The 22,807-nt window shown below is 36.9% G+C and carries 21 protein-coding genes and 1 pseudogene; 16 read left to right on the plus strand and 6 right to left on the minus strand.

Annotation, left to right across the window (positions count from 1 at the left end; translation table 11 throughout):
• Nucleotides 1-86: 86 nt before the first annotated feature.
• The 5 genes from ACQKP0_RS08255 to ACQKP0_RS08275 all read right to left on the minus strand — a co-directional run bounded on the left by ACQKP0_RS08255 (nt 87) and on the right by ACQKP0_RS08275 (nt 4,995).
• Nucleotides 87-260 carry a hypothetical protein gene (locus ACQKP0_RS08255; RefSeq protein WP_427405356.1) on the minus strand — a complete coding sequence of 58 codons (174 nt, stop codon included), beginning with the start codon at nt 258-260 and terminating at the stop codon, nt 87-89.
• The gene (locus tag ACQKP0_RS08260; RefSeq protein WP_427405357.1) at nt 253-1,077 is read right to left on the minus strand and encodes an extradiol ring-cleavage dioxygenase; all 825 of its coding nucleotides are present in this window, start codon (nt 1,075-1,077) and stop codon (nt 253-255) included. Before ACQKP0_RS08260 ends, ACQKP0_RS08255 begins: the two co-directional genes overlap by 8 nt.
• A 253-nt stretch (nt 1,078-1,330) precedes the next feature.
• Nucleotides 1,331-2,710: a sensor histidine kinase gene (locus ACQKP0_RS08265; protein WP_427405358.1), complete on the minus strand. Its 1,380-nt coding sequence runs from the start codon at nt 2,708-2,710 to the stop codon at nt 1,331-1,333.
• On the minus strand, nt 2,707-3,384 hold the full coding sequence (locus tag ACQKP0_RS08270) for a response regulator transcription factor (protein ID WP_427405359.1): 678 nt from the start codon (nt 3,382-3,384) through the stop codon (nt 2,707-2,709). The genes ACQKP0_RS08265 and ACQKP0_RS08270 overlap by 4 nt, the downstream gene beginning before the upstream one ends.
• A 156-nt stretch (nt 3,385-3,540) precedes the next feature.
• Nucleotides 3,541-4,995, minus strand: a complete 1,455-nt coding sequence (locus ACQKP0_RS08275) for an alanine/glycine:cation symporter family protein (protein ID WP_427405360.1) — start codon at nt 4,993-4,995, stop codon at nt 3,541-3,543.
• A 260-nt stretch (nt 4,996-5,255) separates the two neighbouring features.
• Between ACQKP0_RS08275 and ACQKP0_RS08280 the strand changes: the two genes are divergently transcribed.
• Nucleotides 5,256-5,456: a PspC domain-containing protein gene (locus ACQKP0_RS08280; protein ID WP_427405361.1), complete on the plus strand. Its 201-nt coding sequence runs from the start codon at nt 5,256-5,258 to the stop codon at nt 5,454-5,456.
• Between the two features lie 168 nt (nt 5,457-5,624).
• On the opposite strand, the gene ACQKP0_RS08285 is transcribed toward ACQKP0_RS08280, so the two are convergent.
• Entirely contained in the window at nt 5,625-6,554 is a 930-nt protein-coding gene (locus tag ACQKP0_RS08285) for a LytR family transcriptional regulator (RefSeq protein ID WP_427405362.1), read from the minus strand.
• 193 nt (nt 6,555-6,747) lie between these two features.
• Here ACQKP0_RS08285 and nagA point away from each other — a divergent pair, with 193 nt between their 5' ends.
• The 15 genes and pseudogenes from nagA to ACQKP0_RS08360 all read left to right on the plus strand — a co-directional run.
• The gene (gene nagA, locus ACQKP0_RS08290; RefSeq protein ID WP_427405363.1) at nt 6,748-7,896 is read left to right on the plus strand and encodes an N-acetylglucosamine-6-phosphate deacetylase; all 1,149 of its coding nucleotides are present in this window, start codon (nt 6,748-6,750) and stop codon (nt 7,894-7,896) included.
• 3 nt (nt 7,897-7,899) lie between these two features.
• Nucleotides 7,900-8,628, plus strand: a complete 729-nt coding sequence (gene nagB / locus ACQKP0_RS08295) for a glucosamine-6-phosphate deaminase (RefSeq protein ID WP_427405364.1) — start codon at nt 7,900-7,902, stop codon at nt 8,626-8,628.
• Nucleotides 8,618-9,328, plus strand: coding sequence for a GntR family transcriptional regulator (locus tag ACQKP0_RS08300; RefSeq protein WP_427405365.1), 711 nt, complete (start codon nt 8,618-8,620; stop codon nt 9,326-9,328). The genes nagB and ACQKP0_RS08300 overlap by 11 nt, the downstream gene beginning before the upstream one ends.
• Before the next feature lie 539 nt (nt 9,329-9,867).
• A complete protein-coding gene (locus tag ACQKP0_RS08305; RefSeq protein WP_427405366.1) occupies nt 9,868-10,587 on the plus strand; it encodes a YveK family protein in 720 nt (239 codons plus the stop codon).
• A complete protein-coding gene (locus ACQKP0_RS08310; RefSeq protein ID WP_427405367.1) occupies nt 10,584-11,231 on the plus strand; it encodes a CpsD/CapB family tyrosine-protein kinase in 648 nt (215 codons plus the stop codon). The genes ACQKP0_RS08305 and ACQKP0_RS08310 overlap by 4 nt, the downstream gene beginning before the upstream one ends.
• 586 nt (nt 11,232-11,817) lie before the next feature.
• Nucleotides 11,818-13,644, plus strand: a complete 1,827-nt coding sequence (locus ACQKP0_RS08315; protein WP_427405368.1) for a polysaccharide biosynthesis protein — start codon at nt 11,818-11,820, stop codon at nt 13,642-13,644.
• A 31-nt stretch (nt 13,645-13,675) separates the two neighbouring features.
• On the plus strand, nt 13,676-14,830 hold the full coding sequence (locus ACQKP0_RS08320) for a glycosyltransferase family 4 protein (protein WP_427405369.1): 1,155 nt from the start codon (nt 13,676-13,678) through the stop codon (nt 14,828-14,830).
• Nucleotides 14,815-15,912 carry a glycosyltransferase family 1 protein gene (locus tag ACQKP0_RS08325; RefSeq protein WP_427405370.1) on the plus strand — a complete coding sequence of 366 codons (1,098 nt, stop codon included), beginning with the start codon at nt 14,815-14,817 and terminating at the stop codon, nt 15,910-15,912. The genes ACQKP0_RS08320 and ACQKP0_RS08325 overlap by 16 nt, the downstream gene beginning before the upstream one ends.
• 6 nt (nt 15,913-15,918) lie before the next feature.
• Nucleotides 15,919-16,824, plus strand: a complete 906-nt coding sequence (locus tag ACQKP0_RS08330; protein ID WP_427405371.1) for a glycosyltransferase family 2 protein — start codon at nt 15,919-15,921, stop codon at nt 16,822-16,824.
• 226 nt (nt 16,825-17,050) lie between these two features.
• Nucleotides 17,051-18,130, plus strand: a complete 1,080-nt coding sequence (locus tag ACQKP0_RS08335; protein ID WP_427405372.1) for an EpsG family protein — start codon at nt 17,051-17,053, stop codon at nt 18,128-18,130.
• A gap of 16 nt (nt 18,131-18,146) precedes the next feature.
• Nucleotides 18,147-19,310, plus strand: coding sequence for a glycosyltransferase family 1 protein (locus ACQKP0_RS08340; protein WP_427405373.1), 1,164 nt, complete (start codon nt 18,147-18,149; stop codon nt 19,308-19,310).
• Nucleotides 19,311-19,329: 19 nt separating this feature from the next.
• Complete coding sequence (locus ACQKP0_RS08345) at nt 19,330-20,526, plus strand: glycosyltransferase (RefSeq protein WP_427405374.1); 1,197 nt, start codon at nt 19,330-19,332, stop codon at nt 20,524-20,526.
• Nucleotides 20,527-20,548: 22 nt separating this feature from the next.
• Nucleotides 20,549-21,598: a UDP-glucose 4-epimerase GalE gene (gene galE / locus ACQKP0_RS08350; RefSeq protein WP_427405375.1), complete on the plus strand. Its 1,050-nt coding sequence runs from the start codon at nt 20,549-20,551 to the stop codon at nt 21,596-21,598.
• Entirely contained in the window at nt 21,582-22,196 is a 615-nt protein-coding gene (locus tag ACQKP0_RS08355) for a sugar transferase (RefSeq protein ID WP_427405376.1), read from the plus strand. The genes galE and ACQKP0_RS08355 overlap by 17 nt, the downstream gene beginning before the upstream one ends.
• A pseudogene (locus ACQKP0_RS08360) lies at nt 22,193-22,792 on the plus strand (acetyltransferase); the annotation flags it as partial. The gene ACQKP0_RS08355 and the pseudogene ACQKP0_RS08360, both read left to right, overlap by 4 nt.
• Between the last annotated feature and the right edge of the window lie 15 nt (nt 22,793-22,807).

A 22,807-nucleotide genomic window follows, 5' to 3' on the forward strand; every position in this document is an offset into this window, starting at 1 on the left:
TTCTTGAATATCGGTTTAGCCAATAGTTATCAATATTATCTAAAGGTTTTAAAAACAACAAACTAGAATCGATATTAGGATTCCTATTAAAAAAGATTGGTGTCAGGCATTGTCGGTGCCTGACACCTTCCATGGACATATAATGTTTTTTTCCATCCCTGGCGGACACCTATAATTTGTAAATATATCATATAGTGTCCATATGGGGTGGAAAAATATCCTGTTTGTCCATGGACGGTGCCTGACACCAATTTATTCATCGTCGATTGAAGTAGTAACTTCTGCACATATAAGACCAAAGTAGGTGGGGACTTGGTAGGAATATAGATGAATTTTCCGTGATTCCTTTGGAATGGATCCGGCTAATATTAGTGTTTGCCAAATTCCATCAGGCTTTGCAGCTTCAATATATTCCGGATCAAATTCAGCCATTTTTTCCAGTTCGTTCGATCGGATGAATCCTACCACTTCTTCATCCAGCAATTCTGCAGCGGGATCATAACCATAAGGACCTCTTTCATCATGGGCATGTGCCCAATCGCAGCTAGCGATAAGTGCGACTCGTTTCCCACTATTTTGCACGACTTGATTCATCACTTGTCCAAGCCTAACGTGCGATTCAAATGAAAGCTCACGTGAGGGGTTGATCACAACAATCGGAATATCCGGCATAAATGAAAGTGGGACGATAGCACCCCAATCTAAAGGAAGACATGAAATTGGACCTGCGGCTGTTCCATAATTAATCGATGCAATTGGGATGTCTTGTTCTGCTGCAGCTTGGGTAATGGAAAGAGCTAGTTCGCGATCTACAAAACGTTCAAGCTCATAAAAACCATCATTTTCTTCAACAAATCCATACATTCTTTCACTATTTGATACAGAGAAGAAACCGTCAATTCTTGTCCCATGCGGGGTCAAAACAATAATCGTATCAGGATTTGCTTCCCTCATCTTAGTACCGAGCTTCACCATACTATCCCGTGTTAACTTCATTCGATCCGGCAAAGCTCCACATAATTCGGGAATAATCTCACCCCCATGCGGAGCAATACAAGCAAAAACAAATGGGTTCATCGTTATCACTCCCACGAATAAATTTAAAGGCAGTTTTCTTTTTCAACCGAAAACTTAAATATTACTACATTCAACTAAGAAGGGGGCTACGTTTAAGAAATGATGCCCCGAAATCATGCTTATTAGAACTTTAGATGCATTACGAAATAGCAACAATCTTTTCGAAAACTATATATTTAAATCATATATTCGTCTAAATTCCATCAAACTCCTTTAATTAATTCGGAAAATTGGGAAACTTTGACGATAACTGTTATAAAAGCGGAAATTGAATATAAAAGGTTGTTCCTTTTCCTATTTGGCTTCGGGCATAAATTTTCCCGCCGTGCAGGTCAATAATCTTTTTCGTAATAGCAAGTCCTAAACCGCTGCTGCCTTCTTTACGATTCCGTGACTTGTCAGCTCTATAAAAGCGATTGAAGATATGAGGAAGATCTTCTTCGGAAATCCCGATTCCCGAATCTTGAATTTCGATATGGCATTCATCATCCTTTTGACTTATCCGCATGGAAATCGTACCACCTGGTTCTGTATATTTAATGCAATTTGTAATAAGATTCGTCCAAACTTGATGAAGCAGCTTTTGATCCGCATGAATAAAGGTAGCGGGAAGTTCCATATCAATTGCGATATCTTTTTCACGCCAGCTCCACTCTGTCATAAAGATCACTTGTTTGATTTGAGCCGCAATATCAAAGGTTTCTCTTTCCAATATTCCTTCCTCTTTATCTAAGGAGGCAAGTGTAAGTAATTGTTTGCTTAACTGCGACATTCGGCGGCTTTCATCCTCGATAATCGACAAATAATTTTTTCGCTGCTCCTCAGATAGATTTTCGGAACGCAATGTTTGTGAAAATCCTTGAATGGAGGCAAGGGGAGATTGGATTTCATGCGAAACATTGGAAACAAATTCTTGACGCATTTCCTCCAGCTGCTCCAAGTTTTTCGTCATTTGCGAAAAATGACTGGCAAGTTTTCCGATTTCATCTCGACGCTTTACATTTAAATCGATATTGTAGTTGCCTTTTGTAATTTTTTTCGTTGCTTCTGTCAGTTTGACAATCGGCCTAACTAAATATCGAGTGCTGACAATAACGAAAAGAATACTTAATAAAATGGTGAAAGTGAGAAGAACTGCAAAAAAGATCCGCATTTCACCAAATTGAACTTCGAGATTCGGCCGCATGAATAGTGCGTAACGTGTACCATTTACTGTAACAGGTACACCAATGGTATTAACGGCCACATTATCAAAAAATCCAGTAACAAATAATTTAGAAGGGAATTGAATGATTCCATGGTAGACTTCACCGTGTAGAACATCCTGGATCACTTTTGAATCAATCTCTTTTTCTCTAAAAGCTCCGCCATAAAAAGAACCTTGCTTCTTTTCATTCACTAAATATATTTGGTAACCTAAATTTCCAATATGCTTCAAGTAATCATCTATATTTAAGGTTGGATGGTCTTCATAAAACCTTTGGATGTCCGTAGTCATCTCTGTTATCTTTTGATCATTTTTTGGTTTTAAATAATAATGGTAAAAAAGGTTTGATGAGAAAAATGCAAGTAAACCACTAAGAAGCATCACAAAGAGAATCGTAACCACAATTCGTAAATAGAGGGTTTTCACTTCTTGGTAACCTCCAATTTATATCCGACCCCGCGAACGGTTTTGATGCTGAAATCATCGATTCGATTGGAAAAGCGTTCACGTAATCGTTTAATATGCACGTCTACTGTTCGTTCATCCCCTTCAAAATCAGCTCCCCAAATCAATTGAATTAATTCCTCACGGGTAAAAATTCGCTCAGGATAGCTAGCTAACTGCGCAAGTAATTCAAATTCCTTCATCGGAAGCATTAATAGCTTTCCATTGCAATGAACCTCATAGCTTTTACGATCAATCACTGTTTCACCTAACGTTATTTTTTCTGCATTTACCATTTGGTAACGGCGAAGCAATGCTTTTATACGAAACAGCAATTCTTTTGGCTCAAATGGTTTTGTTAAATAATCATCTGTTCCAACAGAAAATCCTCTTTCTTTATCAGCGAGCTGATCCTTTGCGGTCAAAAGTATAACCGGAAAATCATAATATTTTCTTATTTCTTCACAAAGCTGCCATCCATCCATATTTGGCATCATCACATCGACAACTGCTAAATGAATTTGTTGTTTGGTAAGTAAAATGGAAGCCTCTTTTCCATCTGCCGCTTCAAAAACAGCATATCCCTCTGCTTGAAGTGTATGTACCAATAGCTCACGAATATGTGCATCATCATCAGCAACTAAAATATGTATCATGAAAAACACCTTCTACAGTTGATTTAGATAGTTTCATTTTGGCTGATTCAATATAGAATTTCAAATGTTAGTTGTGGATTTTTATAAACGTAAAAAATGCGAAAGAAGAGCAAATTAAAAAAGTCTGCACCCACAAAGGTACAGACTTTCACAGGTTTAAATAACTTTCTTCTTATTTTCCTTTTTCGCCTCAACCCAATAATCAGCATTTTTAATCCCAAGTGGTTCAGGGTCGAATACAGGATCTTTTCCTTCTCTTTTCTGACGTTCGTAATCCTTCAAGGCGACAAGGGCTGGTTTCATCAGGATCAGTATGGCGATAATATTCAGCCAAACCATTAGACCAAGTCCAGTATCACCGAATGCCCATGCTACATCGGATGTTTTAACACAGCCATAGAATACAGCCGCCATACTTACAATTTTTATCGCGAAAATGGCCCAGCGATTATTTTTTCCACGTGTTAAATAAGCGACATTCGTTTCAGACATATAGTAATAGGCCATAATCGTCGTAAAGGCAAAGAAGAATAAAGAAATGGCAACAAATCCAGATCCAAAACCTGGTAATACGGATTCAACGGCAGCCTGTGTATATTGAGGTCCTGGCTTATCAGTTCCCATCGTTTTAACAAGATATTCCCCATCTGGAGTTTTTGTACTGTACATTTTAGTAAAAAGAATCATAAATGCTGTTGCGGTACAAACGAACCATGTATCAATATAAACAGAAAATGCTTGTACTAAACCTTGCTTTGCAGGGTGGGATACTTCAGCGGCACCAGCTGCATGTGGCCCTGTTCCTTGTCCTGCTTCGTTTGAATAGATTCCACGCTTAACTCCCCATGCAATCGCGGAACCAATTAATCCGCCAAAAACGGAATCAGCTCCAAATGCGCTTTTAAAAATAAGTCCGAATACTGCTGGTATTTCTGAAATATTCATTAAAACAACAATTAATGCAACGATGATGTAACCAAGCGCCATGAAAGGAACAACAAACTGTGCAACATTGGCAATCCTTTTAACACCACCGAAAATAATAATTCCAAGTAAAAGAGCAATAATCGTAGCTGTCAACATATTGTTCATACCAAAGGCATTATTTAAACCCTCTGCAATTGCATTTGCTTGAACACCCGGCATTAAAAAGGTAAGCGAAATAATCGTAGCAATAGCGAAGACAACTCCATACCATCTCATGCCTGTCCCTTTTTCAATGTAGTAGGCAGGTCCCCCGCGATATTCTCCGTCCTGCTTTACTTTATAGATTTGAGCAAGAGTTGATTCAACATATGCTGTTGCTGCACCAACAAAGGCGATTAACCACATCCAGAATACTGCTCCGGGTCCTCCTAAACCTATTGCTGTAGCGACACCAGCAATATTCCCAGTTCCTACACGTCCCGATAAAGCTACTGATAATGCTTGAAATGATGAAATTCCAGCCTCAGAGCTTTTCCCTCTGAACATTTGCTTCAGCATGTCTGGAATGAGCCGCAGCTGTAAAAAGCGAGTTGCAATTGAGAAAAACAACCCTACCAAAATACAGATAATAATTAGCGGCGGACTCCAAAGAACATCATTAAGCCACCCAACAAACTTATCCATCCAATTCCCCCTTGACTGTTTTTAGGAAAGGCACTTTTCATTGACTTGTTACTTTTAAATAGCAACAATATATTACGAAAAGAACCTAAAAAAATCTCCCATCAATCAAATTATAAGATAATTAAGAAAATTGAACAATGATAAAATTTGGAAGATTGTTAAAATTATATAAATATTTTTTGTTGAAAAAATTTGTTAATAAATTTTACTATGTTTTGTAAAATTGTATTAAGACTGAATCCAGTTTAAGGGGTGATCATTTGAGTGATAAAAGATTATCGAAATCAACAACGGATAAAAAGGTTTGTGGAGTGCTAGCAGGGATTGCGAAGTATTTTAATGTTGATCCTACTCTAATCAGACTTGGATTTATTGTTTTAGCCCTTGCAACAGCTATATTTCCTTGTTTAATAGGTTATTTTCTCGCATACTTGGTATTGCCGGATGATACTGATGTTTAAAACCAATTTGATTCTGTTTTTTAAAACTACAAAAAGAGCATCGAAAATCCGATGCTCTTTCTGTAATACCACTAGTTATACAACAATTGCATAAACGGTGTCAGGCACCATTTATGCAAAAAATGAATAAATATGAGAAAAATGAATAAACGGTGCCTGACACCAAGTTTACTTCAATCCCAAATGTTCTTTTAGTCGATTTTGGGCTTTTTGTCTTTCTGCTTCAGGGACGATAAAGTAGTAAATACCGTTAATTTTTGTTCCATCGCCCTTTAACTCGAATGGATCAATTTTATGTCTGGCGTCTTTGTAATATTTTTGAATGGACATCATTTCATCAAAGGTTAGATTCGTTTCTATGCTTTTACCGAGTGCTTCAAATATATTGCTGAATCTTGTTAATGATGAGAAGCTGGCACCTTTATTAATTATTCCTTGAATTACTTGACGCTGGCGTTCTTGACGACCAAAATCCCCACGAGGATCCTCTTTTCTCATACGAACAAACTGAAGAGCTTTTTTGCCGTTTAAATCGAGCTTCCCTTTAGGAAAATGGTAGCCTCCGTAGCTAAAATCAAGCGTATTATTGACAGTAACACCGTCCATGGCATCCACAATGCCCTCAAAGCCTTGCATATTGACCTTGATATAATAATCAATCGGAATATCAAGAAATTTTTGTACCGTATTCACCGACATAGCGACTCCGCCAAACGCATAGGCATGGTTAATTTTATCCTGTGTTCCTTTTCCAACGATTTCTGTTCGTGTATCGCGAGGAATACTCAACATTTGTACAGATTGAAGGCTAGGATTCACCGTCATTACAATCATCGTATCTGATCGGCCGCGGTCTCCCTTTCGTTCATCAACCCCAAGCAATAGTATAGAAATCGGATCTCTATTTTTAAAATTAATTTCCTTTTCCCTTAAATTTTGCATGTCAACCGGTTTATGCATCGTGTCAACAGCCTTTGTTAAAGAATGATAAACCGCATATACATATGATCCAGCACCAATGATTAATAATAGAAGAATAATCCCTATTATTTTCCACTTTTTCTTCTTCTTTCTTTGATTCGCTCGATCTGAACGCATAATCACTTTCCTCCAAAGGGAATTTTTTCAAATCATTACAATTAGAGTATCAAATAAAATAGGAAATGTGTATAAGAAATTTTGATTGACAACCACATGATTGGATATGATAATTGGTATAGACAACTATATAAAAATGATTAAGTTTATGTTTAGTATATCCTTAATATCATAAAAAAATGAGGTGATTGCATTGGGACAAAAGGTGATAATCAATGCAAATTTGTATACAGGTGAAGAAAATCTTCCTAATGGATTTTTACGTTTTGATGGTGAAAAAATAGTCGCTACAGGGTTAATGAATGATTTCGAGCATCAAGCCGGTGATGAAGTATTTGATATGAACGGGAAAATTGTTATTCCAGGGATGATTGATGTGCATATTCATGGCGGATACGGTGTAGATGTCATGGATGCGGATCCAGAAAAACTGGCTTTTTTAAGTGAGCAGCTTCTCCAAGAAGGAGTTACTTCCTTTTTTGCCACAACGATCACACAGGATTATCCCGCTATTGAAGCAGCATTAAAATCTGTTAAAGCGGCAAAAGAAACAGGGAAAACAACAATCGAAGGTGTCCATTTAGAAGGACCATTCATTTCTGAAAAAAGAGCTGGTGCTCAGCCGCTCGAGTACATTTCTGCACCAGATATCGATTTATTTTTAAGATGGCATAAGGCATCTGGGGATCAAATTAAATTAGTAACCTATGCTCCGGAAAAAGAAGGAGCTCGTGAATTTGAAAAAATCATGCATGAAAACGGGATTGTTCCTTCAATGGGACATTCTGATGCGGTCCGCGAGGAACTTTTAGAAAGCAAAACGACACATGCGACCCATTTATTTAATGGAATGCGTGGGCTGCACCACCGTGAGGCAGGTGTCGCAGGGCATGCACTTTTATCCCCGCATATTCAAGCGGAAATTATTGCAGATGGAATTCATGTTCATCCTGATATGGTGAATCTCACTTATAAGCTAAAAGGTGCGGAAGGAATCGTTGTGATTTCTGATGCGATGCGGGCAAAGGGATTGCCAGATGGAGAGTCTGAACTTGGTGGACAAAAAGTATTTGTTAAAAGTGGAGAATGCCGCCTCGCAAATGGTTCTCTCGCAGGCAGCATATTAACGATGGATCAAGCATTTCGAAACATCATTAAGTTTACAGGCTGTTCGGTAGCAGAGGCTGTCCAAATGACCTCTGTCAATCAAGCGAAAGAATTCAAACTCCAGACAAAGGGCTATTTAAAAAAAGGAATGGATGCCGATTTTGTCATTATGAATCAACATCTTGAAGTGGAAGAAACCTATCGATTAGGAAAAAAATTTAGCAGAGGGGAATAATTTATGGAACTTTTAACATACAAAACTCCAGATGAGGCAGCAGCCAAAGCATTTGATATAATAAAAGAAGGAATTGAAAATGGAAATATCCATACATTAGGCTTAGCTACTGGCGGAACTCCATTACCTTTTTATAAAATATTTCGTGATTCACAGGTAGATGTCTCAAACGTTTCAACTGTGAATTTAGATGAATATGTTGGATTAAAGGATGAAGATGAAAATAGCTATCATTATTATATGAATAAAGAGCTATTTTCTCATTTGAATTTTAAACAGTCGTTTTTGCCTAACGGTATGGCAGATGTTTTAGAGGCAGAGTGCCTGCATTATGAATCTATTTTGCAGAAACATCCTGTTGATGTACAAATTTTGGGGATTGGTTCAAATGGGCATATCGGTTTCAATGAACCGGGTACACCCTTTGACTCTTTAACACATGTTGTTGAATTAACTGAATCGACTCGTGAAGCGAATAAACGTTTTTTTGACAACGAAGAGGATGTACCGACCCATGCTATTTCAATGGGAATACAATCAATTTTGGCAGCGAAAAAAATCATTTTATTAGCATTCGGTGATAACAAGGCAGACGCTGTTAAACATATGCTAGAAGGAAAGGTTGACGAAAGCTGTCCAGCATCCATTTTGCAAAAACATCCGAATGTTGTTGTGCTGGCAGATACCAAGGCTGCATCCATGCTAAAAGAGGGGATAGTTCGTGATAAATAAAGAATCGCCGATACCGATGTATTATCAGATTCAAGAACATATTCGTGAAAACATTAAACAAAAAAAGTGGCTAATGGGGGAAGCCATTCCTTCTGAACGTATACTTACAGAACAATTTGGTGTGAGTCGAATGACCATCCGACAGGCGGTTCAGGGATTGGTAGATGAAGGAATTTTAATGAGAAAACGAGGGAGCGGAACCTATGTAAGCAATGAAAAGGTACAGCAACCCTTAAAGGAAATCACAAGCTTCACCAAATTGATGGAGCAAAGAGGAATGAAAGCATCCAGTAACATTACCGTTTTTTCGATTAGGAAACCAAACGAAGTAGAAGCGGAACAATTGGAAATCAACATGAGTGAAGATGTATATCATATCGAAAGAATTCGCTTAGGAGATCAAATTCCGATTGCCATTGAAACATCGATCGTCCCTTGTAAATTGGCAGAGGGCTTAACTAATGAAGACATCCAGAATTCACTATATGAATTTATCGAAGTAAAAAAAGGTCAAGCCTTAGGGGAAGCGAAACAATCTATCGAAGCCATTGGCGCCAGCAAACGTGTCGCAGAATTACTCGATCTTGACATCGACTCCCCCATTCTGCAAATTGAACGTGTCGCCATTCTAAAAACCGGCTCTCCATTCGAATACGTTCGTTCACAATATGCCGGCAGCCGATTTAAATTTTATTTATAATGGGTGTTTTCGTTAATTGGGAAAAGGTGTGTTTTAAAGAAGCGGAAAGAAGCACATCATCCGGAAAAAAAGACAAAGATGTGCTTCAAAGGAGAGGGATGAAGCACATCATCTGTAAAATCGGTTAATGATGTACCTCAAAAGAGCGGAAAGAAGCACATCAACCGGCAAATTAGCCAAAGATGTTCTTCAAAGGAGAAGAATAAAGCCACATTATCCAGTAAATCAGCAAAAGATGTTATTCAAAGAAGAAAAATGAAGCATATCAACATCTGATCAATCATATAATAAAGCTTGATAGTAAGAAGTTGGGAACTATTATTGAAATTATTAAAATACTCCATTGACATATTCTTTATAAAGAACTACAATGTAGTAAAATATACTTATATTATCAATGGTATAATTATATATACCGTACATAATTAAGTCATTTCTAGGTAACTAGGCATTTTTTTTAAATAAAATGTTCTTTATTTAGAACGAATGAATATATGTTGTAATACTATGATGAAAAGTTCTAACGATGAGGTGGATGAATGAATAGTTACTATCAACCGAACAATATAAATCCAAGGAAAGTGAAAGAAATCAATCTAAAAGAATTATTTTCTGTCATCAAGCGGCGATTTTGGATAATTATTGTCATAACGGCGATTACCACTTTGCTAGGAGCAGTTTACAGCTACTCAAAAAATACTCCATTATATCAGTCCTCTGCGAGAATAATCATTGGAGCTAATCCAGATGACCGAAATACATTGCAAGTTATCATTAAAGATTCAACAGTGTTGGATATAGTAATTAAGGATTTAAATTTGCAAACTTCGCCAGAGGCACTTGCTAGTCAAATAACCGTTCAAAGTATTGATAATACTCAGGTATTTAGTATTAGCGTAACAGACAGAGATCCTAATCAAGCTGCGAAAATAGCCAATACAACGGCAAAGGTGTTCAAGAAAGAGATCTCAAATATTGTTGATTTTAAAGATGTCCGTTTTTTATCAGAGGCAAAAGTAAATCCATGGCCCATTAACCAAAATCAATATCGTTTCATACTTATATTATTTATTGTAGGTGTAGTACTTGGAATTGGGCTGGTATTATTACTTGACTCCTTGGATGACACAATCAGAAAGGAACTCGATATTGAAGAAATATTAGGGCTTCCCGTATTAGGAAAGGTGTCAAAAATGAGTAAAAAGAATGTTAAAAAGAAGCTAATCAAACGATTTGAATTAAGGGGCGGAGATAATTGAATGGAAATCAAAAGAAGGTGAACAAAAAACGAACACTAGTAGCCTATTCCCATCCGGATTCAATGATTTCAGAACAATATCGAATGATTGAAGCAAACATTAAATTTTCAATGGCTGACCAAAAAAGCCGTTCCTTCTTAATCACATCTCCTAGTACAGGTGAGGGGAAATCGACAAGCGCTTCTAACTTAGCAGCAACGATGGCACAGAAGCAGAAAAAAGTCCTTTTAATTGATGCAAATTTTAGAAGTCCGATCCTTCATTCTATTTTTAAAATATCCAACTCAAGTGGGTTAGCAGATGTGTTGATAGATCAATCAACCTTTGATGAGGCAGTTTGTCATACAGATATTGAAAACTTAGATATTCTAGCCTCTGGTTATGCTCCGATTAACCATGGAAAATTACTAGATTCCTATAAAATGCAAGAAATACTGAATAAAGCTTATCAATCCTATGATGTGGTCATAATAGATTCACACTCGATACTAGAGTTAACGGAAACCAAAATTTTGGCAAGTCAATGTGACGGAGTTGTTTTGGTCATAAAAAAAGGAAAAACCTTGCTCGAAAAGGCGGCAGAATCCAAAAAGGTATTGGAATTTGCTAAGGCAAAACTTGTTGGAGTAATTTTAAACGAATAAATATAAATATCATTCATACAATCTTTTTATTAGCCAATATACCTATATTCTATTCAGGTTTCTTTTTTTAACACATCGTTCTTTATTGAGAACCAGATAAATTATAGGTTAGGGTCAAGGGGGAATGAAAAAGAAATTAGCTCTCTCGCCAATTTCCTCAAATCCAACTTCTGGCTGTAACCTGGAATGGTGATGTCTCCTTATCATTATCAATGGAGGCACTCGGTCATGCTGTGGGTCCCGTGGACCTTAGACGCTAGTCGTCGATAGTGTGGTGTGAGGGGGGGTTAGATGCCCTATATTTTAAAGGTAAGAAAGTATAAAATTTACTAAGGATATTAGGCTTGAAAAGTGTCTGATGTGTCTAGCTCCAGCGCCTATCGGCTAGCGGATTTCTCCGTCTTCTCCCTACGATAAGTCAATATGACTCGTTCCTCGCCGTGTATCCTTTATCTCAGTCGAAGACTACGAAATCCGTACACTAGAGCTACGCGCTTGCGCTTTTCTAATAATAAGAAGATCAATCAAATTGTTCTTAATAAAGAATGGTTTGATTGATCTTTTTATATGAAAAGGAGGGGGAAATATGACCTATCGCCAAAGATTATCTTTATTTCTCATAGTTGATTCATGTTTTGTATTGTCTGCTGTTTTTATTAGTAGGTTTTTAGTAACTGAATCAGATTACATTATAACTTTACCCATCATTATAAGTTCACTCATCATTTTGTTTTGTCATCACATATTTGCAATAAAATTTCACTTATATAAAAAAGCGTGGGAGTATGCCAGTGTAGGGGAACTTCTTATTATTCTAAAATCGGTTACCTTGTCTATTCTAATTACAGCAATTGTTAAGCTGTTCATTATCCAAGAGGTATATTTTCGTATGCTTGTTGTCACGTGGTTACTTAATATACTGTTCATTGGCGGATCAAGGTTTTGCTGGAGAATCTTTCGCGATTCCGTTCTAAATAAAACAGATAACAAAAAAAGGACACTGATCGTTGGTGCAGGATCTGCTGGAATAATGGTCGCGAGGCAACTAAAACGATCGAATGATGCAAACCTAATACCCGTCGGCTTTATTGATGATGACAAAAGGAAGCATAGCCTTGATATATTAGGAATTCCAGTACTTGGGGGTGTTGGAAAAATTGAAAGAACGGTTAAGGAGCTAGATATCGACAATATTGTGATTGCCATCCCTTCACTAAGTAAAAAACAATTAAATACCATTTTTCAGGAATGTGCAAAAACAAATGCGAAAACAAAAATTATACCAATGCTTGAAGATTTAGTGACTGGAAAGGTATCGATTAATCAATTTCGTGATGTTAAGGTTGAAGATTTATTAGGAAGGGAACCCGTTGAATTAAATATTGACAGTATTTCGGAGTACGTAACGAATAAGAAGGTTTTAGTCACAGGTGCAGGTGGATCGATTGGTTCAGAGATTTGCCGGCAAATTTCAAAATTTAACCCGAAGCAAATGATTCTATTAGGTCATGGTGAAAATAGCATATATTCCATCGAAATGGAGCTTAAGGAAACCTATCCATTATCAGAAATTGAGTACATACCAGTTATTGCTGACATACAGGATAGTAAGAAAATGATGACGGTGATGAATAGATATCAACCAGATGTGGTCTATCATGCGGCTGCACATAAGCATGTACCATTAATGGAAAGAAACCCAGAAGAGGCAGTCAAAAATAATCTTATTGGTACGAGAAATGCTGCAAAAGCAGCAAGCTGGAACGGAGTAAAGATTTTTGTCATGATTTCCACTGATAAAGCCGTTAACCCAACTAGTGTAATGGGAGCGACAAAAAGGCTCGCAGAAATGATGATCCAGCATATGGATCGGGAAAGTGAAACAAAATTCGTTGCCGTTCGGTTTGGAAACGTATTAGGAAGTCGAGGAAGTGTCGTTCCATTATTTAAAAAACAAATTGAAAAGGGAGGACCTGTTACCGTAACACATCCTGATATGATCCGCTACTTTATGACAATTCCGGAAGCATCAAGACTGGTCATTCAAGCAGGTGCACTTGCTAAAGGGGGAGAGATTTTTGTTTTAGACATGGGTGAACCTGTTAAAATTGTGGATCTTGCTAAAAACTTAATCAAACTTTCTGGCAATTCGATTGAAGATATAGGCATTGAATTCACTGGAATCAGATCGGGCGAAAAATTGTTTGAGGAGCTATTAAAAGAGGATGAAGTACATGAACAGCAAATCCATCCAAAAATATATATCGGTAAAACGGCTGAACTTTATCAAAATGAAATTGAGGAACTCATCAAAGGTTATGTAAATATGGACAGAGAAGAGATTAGGAAGAGACTTTTAGATCTGGCGAATAATAGAATCGTTGAAAAACAATTATTATCAATTTCCGTATAGAAAAAATATTCCTAAAGCGAGGTGATACCCCATGAATAAAAAAGTATTATTCTGTGCAACCGTTGATATTCATTTTCGAGCCTTTCATTTACCTTATTTAAAATGGTTTAAAGAACAAGGGTGGGAGGTACATGTTGCTGCACGAGGTGATTTAAATCTTCCGTATGTAGATGAAAAATATAATTTTCCCTTTCAACGCTCACCCGTGAGTAAAACAAATATACTCGCATATAAAGAACTAAAAAAGGTGATCAATAATAACGAATATCAAATCATTCACTGCCATACACCGATGGGTGGTGTTATTACACGTTTAGCAGCACGTCAAGCGAGAAAAAAAGGAACAAAAGTACTTTATACGGCTCATGGGTTTCATTTTTGCAAAGGTGCACCGCTCATCAACTGGATTCTATACTATCCAATCGAGAAAATACTCGCTCATATAACGGATTGCCTCATTACAATTAATGAAGAAGATCATAAGCTGGCAAAAAATCATCGATTTAAGGCAAAGGAAATTAAACATGTTCATGGGGTCGGAGTAAATACTAAACTGTTCCAACCAGTCAAAAGAAATAATCAGTTACTACTTCGTGCTATGCATGGATACAAACAAGACGATTTCTTAATAGTTTACGCTGCAGAATTTAATAAAAATAAAAATCAACAACTTCTTATTAAGTCATTAGCTCTCATAAAAGATGAAGTACCAAATGCAAAGCTATTATTAGCTGGAAATGGGCCATTATTAGAGGAGTGCAGGAAGCTCGCTATTCATCTAGGGGTAGAAAAAATGATCAATTTTTTAGGACATCGGAATGACATGGATCTGTTATTAAAAATGTCCGATATTGCTGTTGCGTCAAGTGTTAGAGAGGGATTACCAGTGAATATTATGGAGGCGATGGCCTGTGGATTACCGGTGATCGCAAGTGATAATAGAGGCCATAGAGAGCTCATCCACAATGAGGAGAATGGTTATTTAATTCATTTGGACGAAAACAAGTGTATGTCTGACAAAATAAAAGCTTTGGAACAAAACCAAGCTTTGAAATGGAAGCTCGGTCAAACTGGTCGTCGGATGATTGAGGCTCATTATTCGACGGAAAAAGTTTTACAAGAAATGATGAATCTCTATGAATCGCATATGGAGAAAAGGGAGGAATATCAGTGGGCAGTCCATTAAGAGTCCTTCACGTGGTGGTAAATATGAACCGAGGAGGGGCAGAAACCTTCATCATAAATTTATACAGGAATGTGGACCGTCGGGAAGTACAATTTGATTTTCTAACTTGTAAAGAAGGTACTTTCGATTCAGAAATAAGAGAAATGGGTGGGATTGTCCATCGTATCCCTTATATATCTGATGTTGGCCACTCTCAATATATAAAAGAGTTACATTCTTTTTTTACAGCAAACAATCATTATAAAATTGTTCATTCACATATGGATAAAATGGGCGGGATTGTTCTTCGTGCAGCTAAAAAAGCAGGCATTCCGATACGAATTTCCCATAGTCATAATACAAGAAGTGAGGGAGGATTAGCGGCAAGAATATATAAATGGTATGCAGGCAAATCAATCACTCCGAATGCGACTCATTTATTAGCATGCTCGACTGAGGCGGCTAAATGGCTGTTTCATAAAAAATATCCAGTAACAAAAATAGTAAAAAATGGGATTGATGAAGAAAAGTTCCGTTTTTCACCTGTGATAAGGAATCAAGTAAGAGAGGAATTAGGAATTAGTCAACATACCTTTGTTATTGGGCATGTTGGGAGATTTAATTATCAAAAGAATCATACATTCCTTATCGATTTATTTTCACAGTTTCATAAAGTAGAAGAGGATTCTAAGTTGATTTTGGTAGGGGATGGTCCTTTACGCGGGGAAATGGAAAAGAAAATCAGCGAGTTACATTTGCAAAATCATGTGCATTTCCTTGGAATACGAAGTGATATTCACCGTTTATTGCAGGCTTTTGATTTATTTTTATTTCCATCGCTCCATGAAGGCCTGCCTGTTTCACTTATTGAGGCACAAGGAGCAGGATTGCCTTGTTTAATATCGGACCATATTTCCCAAGAAGTCGATATGGGCATGAATTTAGTTCGCTATGCGTCATTGAAAAATGGTGAGGACTGGGTAGAAAAAATGAAAGCCTTAAAAGTCCGACAAGTGAACCGCAGTCAAGTTTTTAATGATGATTATAATATTAAACGATCAGTAAATGATCTAGAAAAATTTTATTTAGCGACAGTGAGGTGATATTCTTTGAAAACGTTAACCGTATTTACACCTACCTTTAATCGGGCCTACTGCCTAGAAAAATGTTATCAAAGCCTCCTTCGCCAAACTAGTATGGACTTTATTTGGTTAGTTATTGATGATGGATCAACAGATGGGACGAAAACATTAGTAAATAGTTGGATTGAAGAGAATTTAATTGAAATTAAGTATATTTGGCAGGAAAACAAAGGGATGCATGGAGCACATAATACCGCATATAAAATCATCGATACCGAGTTGAATATATGTATTGATTCAGATGATTATATGCCAGATGATGCAGTTGAAAAGATTGTTGCCTTTTGGAAAAAGCATGGATCTGCTAAGGTGAGTGGAATCATCGGTCTTGACGCATATACCGATCAAGCAATCATTGGTACGAAACTACCTGAAAACCTGCAAACCTCTACATTATTTGACTTATATTACAAGCATGGTGTGACAGGTGATAAGAAGCTGGTGTACCGTTCAGAATTAACGAGGCAATATCCATATCCGATTTTTGATAATGAAAAGTATGTTGGATTAGCTTACAAATATTATAAGCTTGATCAACAATATGAAATGCTCTTATTAAATGAAGTATTATGCTGTGTAGAATATCTTCTAGATGGTTCATCATTAAATATGTTTAATCAATATCGTAAAAACCCAAAAGGTTTTGCTTTTTACCGAAAAGAATTAATGAAATTGCCATTTGCAAGCCTAGCTTTTAAATTTCGGCAGGCCATTCATTATGTATCAAGCAGCTTAATGCTTAAAAATCGCAAGTTTTTAAGTGAATCACCCATAAAAAGCCTCACCTTCTTAGCGATACCATTTGGCTATCTATTATATGTATATATTCAACAAAGCTCTTTTCGTAAACTTTTTGTTTTAAAAATCAAGTGAAAATCAGCATTAGGATTTTTACGATTCTAATTTAGCGTCCCATATGAATTTAAAACTTATTATATAGGGAAAAGAGCACGTCTCCAAAATTATACTAAACTGAGAATTTATCCGAAAAGCAACTATCATTCGTAAACAGCTTCAACAAAAAAACAAGGACTTCTTAAGTTAAAGGGATAGTCTTTTTTTGTTTCTTTAGCCTTAACCACCTGAAAGGATATATAAAATGACAATACTTTGGATCAATCTTGCCATCGTGTTTACTTTATCATTTTTTGCAAGGTATTTCTCAACAGCCTTTATCACACCAAATTCCATGGTTATTTTCAAACCGAATAAATGGTTGATTGGCGGTGCTTTACTTTCGTTAGTGCTAGTTTCAGGTCTTAGAGCAAATATTGGTGATACAGGTGCTTATAAACATATCTATATAATAAATGATTTCACCTGGGATTATATTTTATCTCAGAAGGATTATGGATTTGGGATTCTCCAAATGATATTAAAAAATATTTCGAGCGATCCCCAGATCATGCTTTTGATCACTGCTTTAATAACAAATGTCCTTATTATTCTTACATTATATAAATATTCTAGATTGTTTGAGCTTAGCGTATATGTGTTTATTGCTAACGGTTGGTTTTTAACATCCATGAATGGTATTCGACAATGCCTGGCTGCTGCCATTGTTTTTGCGGCAACAAAATTTCTCCTTGAAGGCAGGTGGAAAAAGTTTTTTTTAGTCGTATTATTAGCTTCCACCATCCATCAAACAGCACTCATCCTAATTCCAATCTATTTTATCGTTAGGAGGAAGGCGTGGACTGGTACTACATTTTCCTTGCTTTTGCTGGCGGTTTTGATTGTCATTGGATTTAATCAATTTACAGGTGTGTTATTTTCGGCTTTAAAGGATACCCAATATGGAGGATACAGCAATTTTTCTGAAGGTGGTGCAAATATCCTTCGAGTGGCAGTTGATAGTGTGCCTTTATTGATAGCCTTCCTTGGCCGGCATAAGCTTAGAAGTATTATGCCGAATAGCGACTATATTGTGAATCTTTCCTTGATCGGATTGATGTTTATGATTATTTCTACTCAAAGTTGGATATTTGCTCGGTTTTCGCTTTATTTTACCTTATACCAAATTATTTTGATTTCGTGGGTGGTGAAGCTATTTAAAGAAAATTATCAAAGGCTTATTTATTTTGGAATATTAGTTTGTTATTTTATTTACTTCTATTATGAAGAGGTAATTAGTTTAAATATCTATTATAGAAGTGATTTTTTTACATTATTCCAATAAGAAATGGGGTGAAGAGATGTCTAGCAATGATCCGAAACGAGTATTACAAATTGTTAGCTCCATGGACCGTGGCGGAGCGGAAACCTTGCTGATGAATATTTACAGAAACATCGATCGAACGAAAATCCAATTTGATTTCGTCAGTCATTCTAATACAAAGGATGACTTTTATGACGAAATTACTTCCCTAGGGGGAAAAGTCTATAAAGTAAATAGTCTTGGGAGACAAGGCCCGATGAACTATTTAAAAGAATTGATAAAAATTATGAGATCAACAAAATATACCGCTATCCACTCTCATACAGATTTTCAAAGTGGATTTCCTGCATTAGCGGCAAAAATGTGTGGGATTAAGAAACGCATTAGCCATTCACATAGTAATGATTGGCAAAAAGGAGAACGATTTCGTGATCAGCTCACCTTGAAAATCTTGAAACTACTAATCAAGTTATCTGCCACCGATTATTGCAGTTGTAGTACGGAAGCGGCGGAATTTTTGTTTGGGAAAAAAATGGTGAGGAGGTACAAGGTCAATATTCTAAAAAACGGAATCGATCTTAATCAATTTCATGGGATGGATTCATGTATTCGTGATCATGTAATTGAGGAACTGAATCTTTCGAAACAAACAAAAATCATTGGCCATGTTGGACGTTTTTCTTATTCTAAAAATCACTTCTTCATTCTTAAGGTTTTAATAAAATTGCTAGATAATGACCCCAGCTTTGTCGTTCTTCTAATAGGGGATGGGCCATTAAAAGAATCGATTGAAGAAGAAGCGAAAGCTCTTGGAGTATTAGAAAATATCCGGTTTTTAGGAGTTAGAACAGATATTCCAAGATTAATGAAAGCATTTGATGTTTTTCTCTTTCCTTCATTGTTTGAAGGATTTGGGATTGCCTTGTTAGAGGCTCAATGTTCAGGTACACCCTGTGTAGTATCAGACAGCGTTCCGAAAACGACGGATATGGGTCTTGGATTAATGTCCTGTGTCAGTCTTGAAGGAGATCTGAAAGCTTGGACAGATCAGATAGTAAAGGCAATCACCATTACTAGGCCGGAGCCCAATACCATTTTTAACAACTTACGAACGCGTGGCTTCAGCATCCAAGAGAATGTTCCGAAATGGATGTTATTATATCTCGGGAATAGTCGCAATTTTCCTTCTACTACTATGTGACATAAGGAGTCAATTGCCAGTGAAAAAACAATTGCTATTTGTTACCCAGTACATGCAAACAGGTGGAATCGAGAAAAGTTTGCTCACACTTCTTTCTGATATAGATTACGAGAAGTACGATGTAGACCTTCTCTTGTTTGATCATAGTGGTGTGTTGTTTAAATGGATACCGCAACAAATCAATATCCTGCCGCCATTGTTTGAGACGTTCTCTACACCATTACTGCAGGCAGTACCAGAACTCATCAAAAAGAAAAAGTACCGACTGCTAATTGGGAAATCTCTTGCTGCTACTTTATCGAAACTTTCAAAAGGTATGGGGACAGGAATCAGATGGAGAGTCTATCGGCAAATTTTACAAAGGCAGCCTAAGCATTATGATGTAGCCATCAGTTATATTGATTTCTTCTGTAATTACTATGTAACGGAAAAGGTGAGTGCAGATAAAAAAATTGTCTATAATCATATGGATTATGCTTATAGCCAAATAAATGGCTGGCCATGTCCAGAGCTTGAAAGGAGAACATTCTCTGAATGTGATTATATTGTTAGTGTTGCTGATTCTGCCAAACATACATTAGCATCCTATTTTCCTGAGTTTTCAACGAAAATGCAGGTAATCCACAACCGAATTTCTGCTGAAACCGTAAGATCTTTATCTAAGGAAGCCCCAGTTTTTACAGAAGAAAAAGCCTCCTACCACATAAACATTGTTACAGTGGCTAGACTCGTTGATGAAAAAGGAGTCTTTTTTGCGTTAGAGGCGTGTAAGATTTTGGTTCGGGAAGGCTATGATATCAGCTGGTTACTTATAGGAAATGGTCCTTTGTATGAAAACCTTCAGCAGAAGGCAAATGAAATGGGGATCAATCAACATTTTATTTTACTTGGGGAAAAAGAAAATCCATATCCTTATATGGGGCTTTGTGATATTTATGTTCAGCCATCGAAAACAGAGGCACATTGCGTGGCAGTGGAAGAGGCAATTGTCCTTTCGCGGCCTATTGTTGTGACAGATATTCCATCATTCCAAAATCAAATTCAAGATGAGAAAACTGGACTCATTGTCGAACTAAGTGCTACAGGAATAGCAGAAGGAGTAAAGAGACTAATCCATTCATATGAATTAAGAGAAAAGTTAACGGATCATCTGTTGAATACCTGTGAAAGAGACCAGGAACACTTACACAAATTTTATCAGCTAATTGAAGGATAAATGAAGATGGGAGGTTAGAAAAATGTCAATTTTGGTTACAGGAGGAGCAGGGTATATCGGTAGTCATACGATCATAGAGCTTCTCAATGCCGGGTATGAAATCATCGTGTTAGACAATTTTTCCAATAGTTATCCTGAATCGCTGAAACGGGTTCATGAGATTACTGGAAGAGATATGAAGGTTTATGCAATAAATCTTCTTGAAAAGGATGGACTTGAGGAGGTGTTTTCCGAAAATAAGATTCAGGCGGTCATTCATTTAGCGGGAATGAAGGCGGTTGGGGAATCCGTAGAAAAGCCACTCAAATATTATCAAAATAATCTATCTGGTACACTCGCACTCTTTCAAGCTATGCAAAAATATAGTGTGAAAAAGCTAGTGTTTAGTTCATCAGCAACAGTGTATGGTACTCCGAAAACAGTGCCAATTAAAGAGGATTTCCCACTCAAAGCAACCAATCCTTATGGCCGCACAAAGCTAATGGTTGAAGAAATTCTTCACGACCTCTATCAATCTGATAACGATTGGAGCATTTCTATTTTAAGGTATTTTAATCCGATTGGGGCACACCCAAGCGGTATGATTGGAGAAGATCCGGCCGATATTCCGAATAACCTGGTCCCATATATTACGAAGGTTGCAGTTGGAGAACTAGACGAACTAAAGGTGTTTGGGGCAGATTATCCAACAAAAGACGGGACAGGGGTGAGGGATTATATCCATGTGGTTGATCTTGCCTTAGGGCATGTAAAAGCACTTGAGTGGAATTTGTCCACTACAGGACTTCATACGTACAATCTTGGAACAGGGAAAGGGTATAGTGTCATGGAGATCATTCAAGCATTTGAAAAAACTTGCGGGATAAAAATCCCCCATTCCATTAGTAAACGAAGGCCAGGTGATATAGCTATCAGCTTTGCTGACCCTGCAAAAGCAGAAAAAGAACTTAACTGGAGTGCATCACGAAGTATCGAGGAAATGTGTGTAGATTCATGGCGATGGCAATCCAATAATCGGGTAGGGGATAACAAAAAAGGGAAGAAGGACGAGGAAATTGAAGCGACTTTTTGATTTAATCATTTCCTTTCTATTATTTATCTGCTTCTCTCCATTGATGGTTATTATACCTTTTTTAGTAAGATACAAGCTAGGGTCACCTATTTTTTTTAAGCAATTACGTCCAGGATTAAACGGAAAACCCTTTTACCTTTATAAATTTCGAACAATGACAGATGAAAGAGATAAAAATGGAAATTATCTATCAGATCAAATAAGATTGACTTCCTTTGGCAAATTTTTAAGAAAATATAGTTTAGATGAATTGCCACAGCTCCTAAATGTTATGAAAGGAGATATCAGTTTAGTTGGACCAAGACCATTATTAATGGAGTATTTGCCGTTATATACAGCAGAACAAGCAAAACGTCACAATGTTAAGCCTGGAATAACAGGGTGGGCACAAATAAATGGCCGAAATTCAATTAGCTGGGATGAAAAATTTAATTTAGATGTTTGGTATGTAAATAATCAGTCGTTTTTACTAGATATGAAAATAATATTTATGACTATAATGAAGGTCATTCATTCGGAAGGTATTAATCAACCGGGGAATGAAACAATGGAAAGCTTTAAAGGATCAAACTCTACTGTAAAAGAGGGACATGGATGAAGATTGCAATTATTGGTCAAGGCGGTCATAGCAAAGTCATTCAAGATCTAATTAAGTCTAAAAAAGGCGTTCAAATTGTTGGGTATTTAGATGATCAATATGAAGAGATAGCAATGACGAATCAACTCTATTACGGCCCGGTTTCATCCGTTCTATTTTTTATCGATTACTTTAAAGATATTAAGTTCATTGTCGCCATTGGGGATAATAAAGTTAGAAAATCCGTCGTGGAAAGATTAAGTCTTCCAGAAGAGTATTTTGTAACATTGGTACACCAATCAGCTATTATGAGTCCGAGTGCTAAGGTAGGCGTAGGAACTGTGATAATGGCAAATGCAGTGATTCATGCGGATGCTCAAATTGGTCAGCATTCGATCATTAATACAGGTTCTGTGATTGAGCATGATAACCAATTAGGAGACTTTGTACACGTGTCACCAAATGCAACATTAACAGGCTCTGTCAAAATTTCAGATGGAGTACATATCGGAGCAGGCGCAACAGTGATCCCAAACAAAACAATTGGCGAATGGTCTATTATTGGAGCGGGAGCGGCGGTAACCAATCATATCCCAGCTAACTGTACAGCTGTAGGAGTTCCAGCCAGAGTA

Origin of the sequence: Heyndrickxia sp. NPDC080065 (assembly GCF_050281185.1) — a bacterium.
Lineage (GTDB): Bacteria > Bacillota > Bacilli > Bacillales > Bacillaceae_C > Heyndrickxia.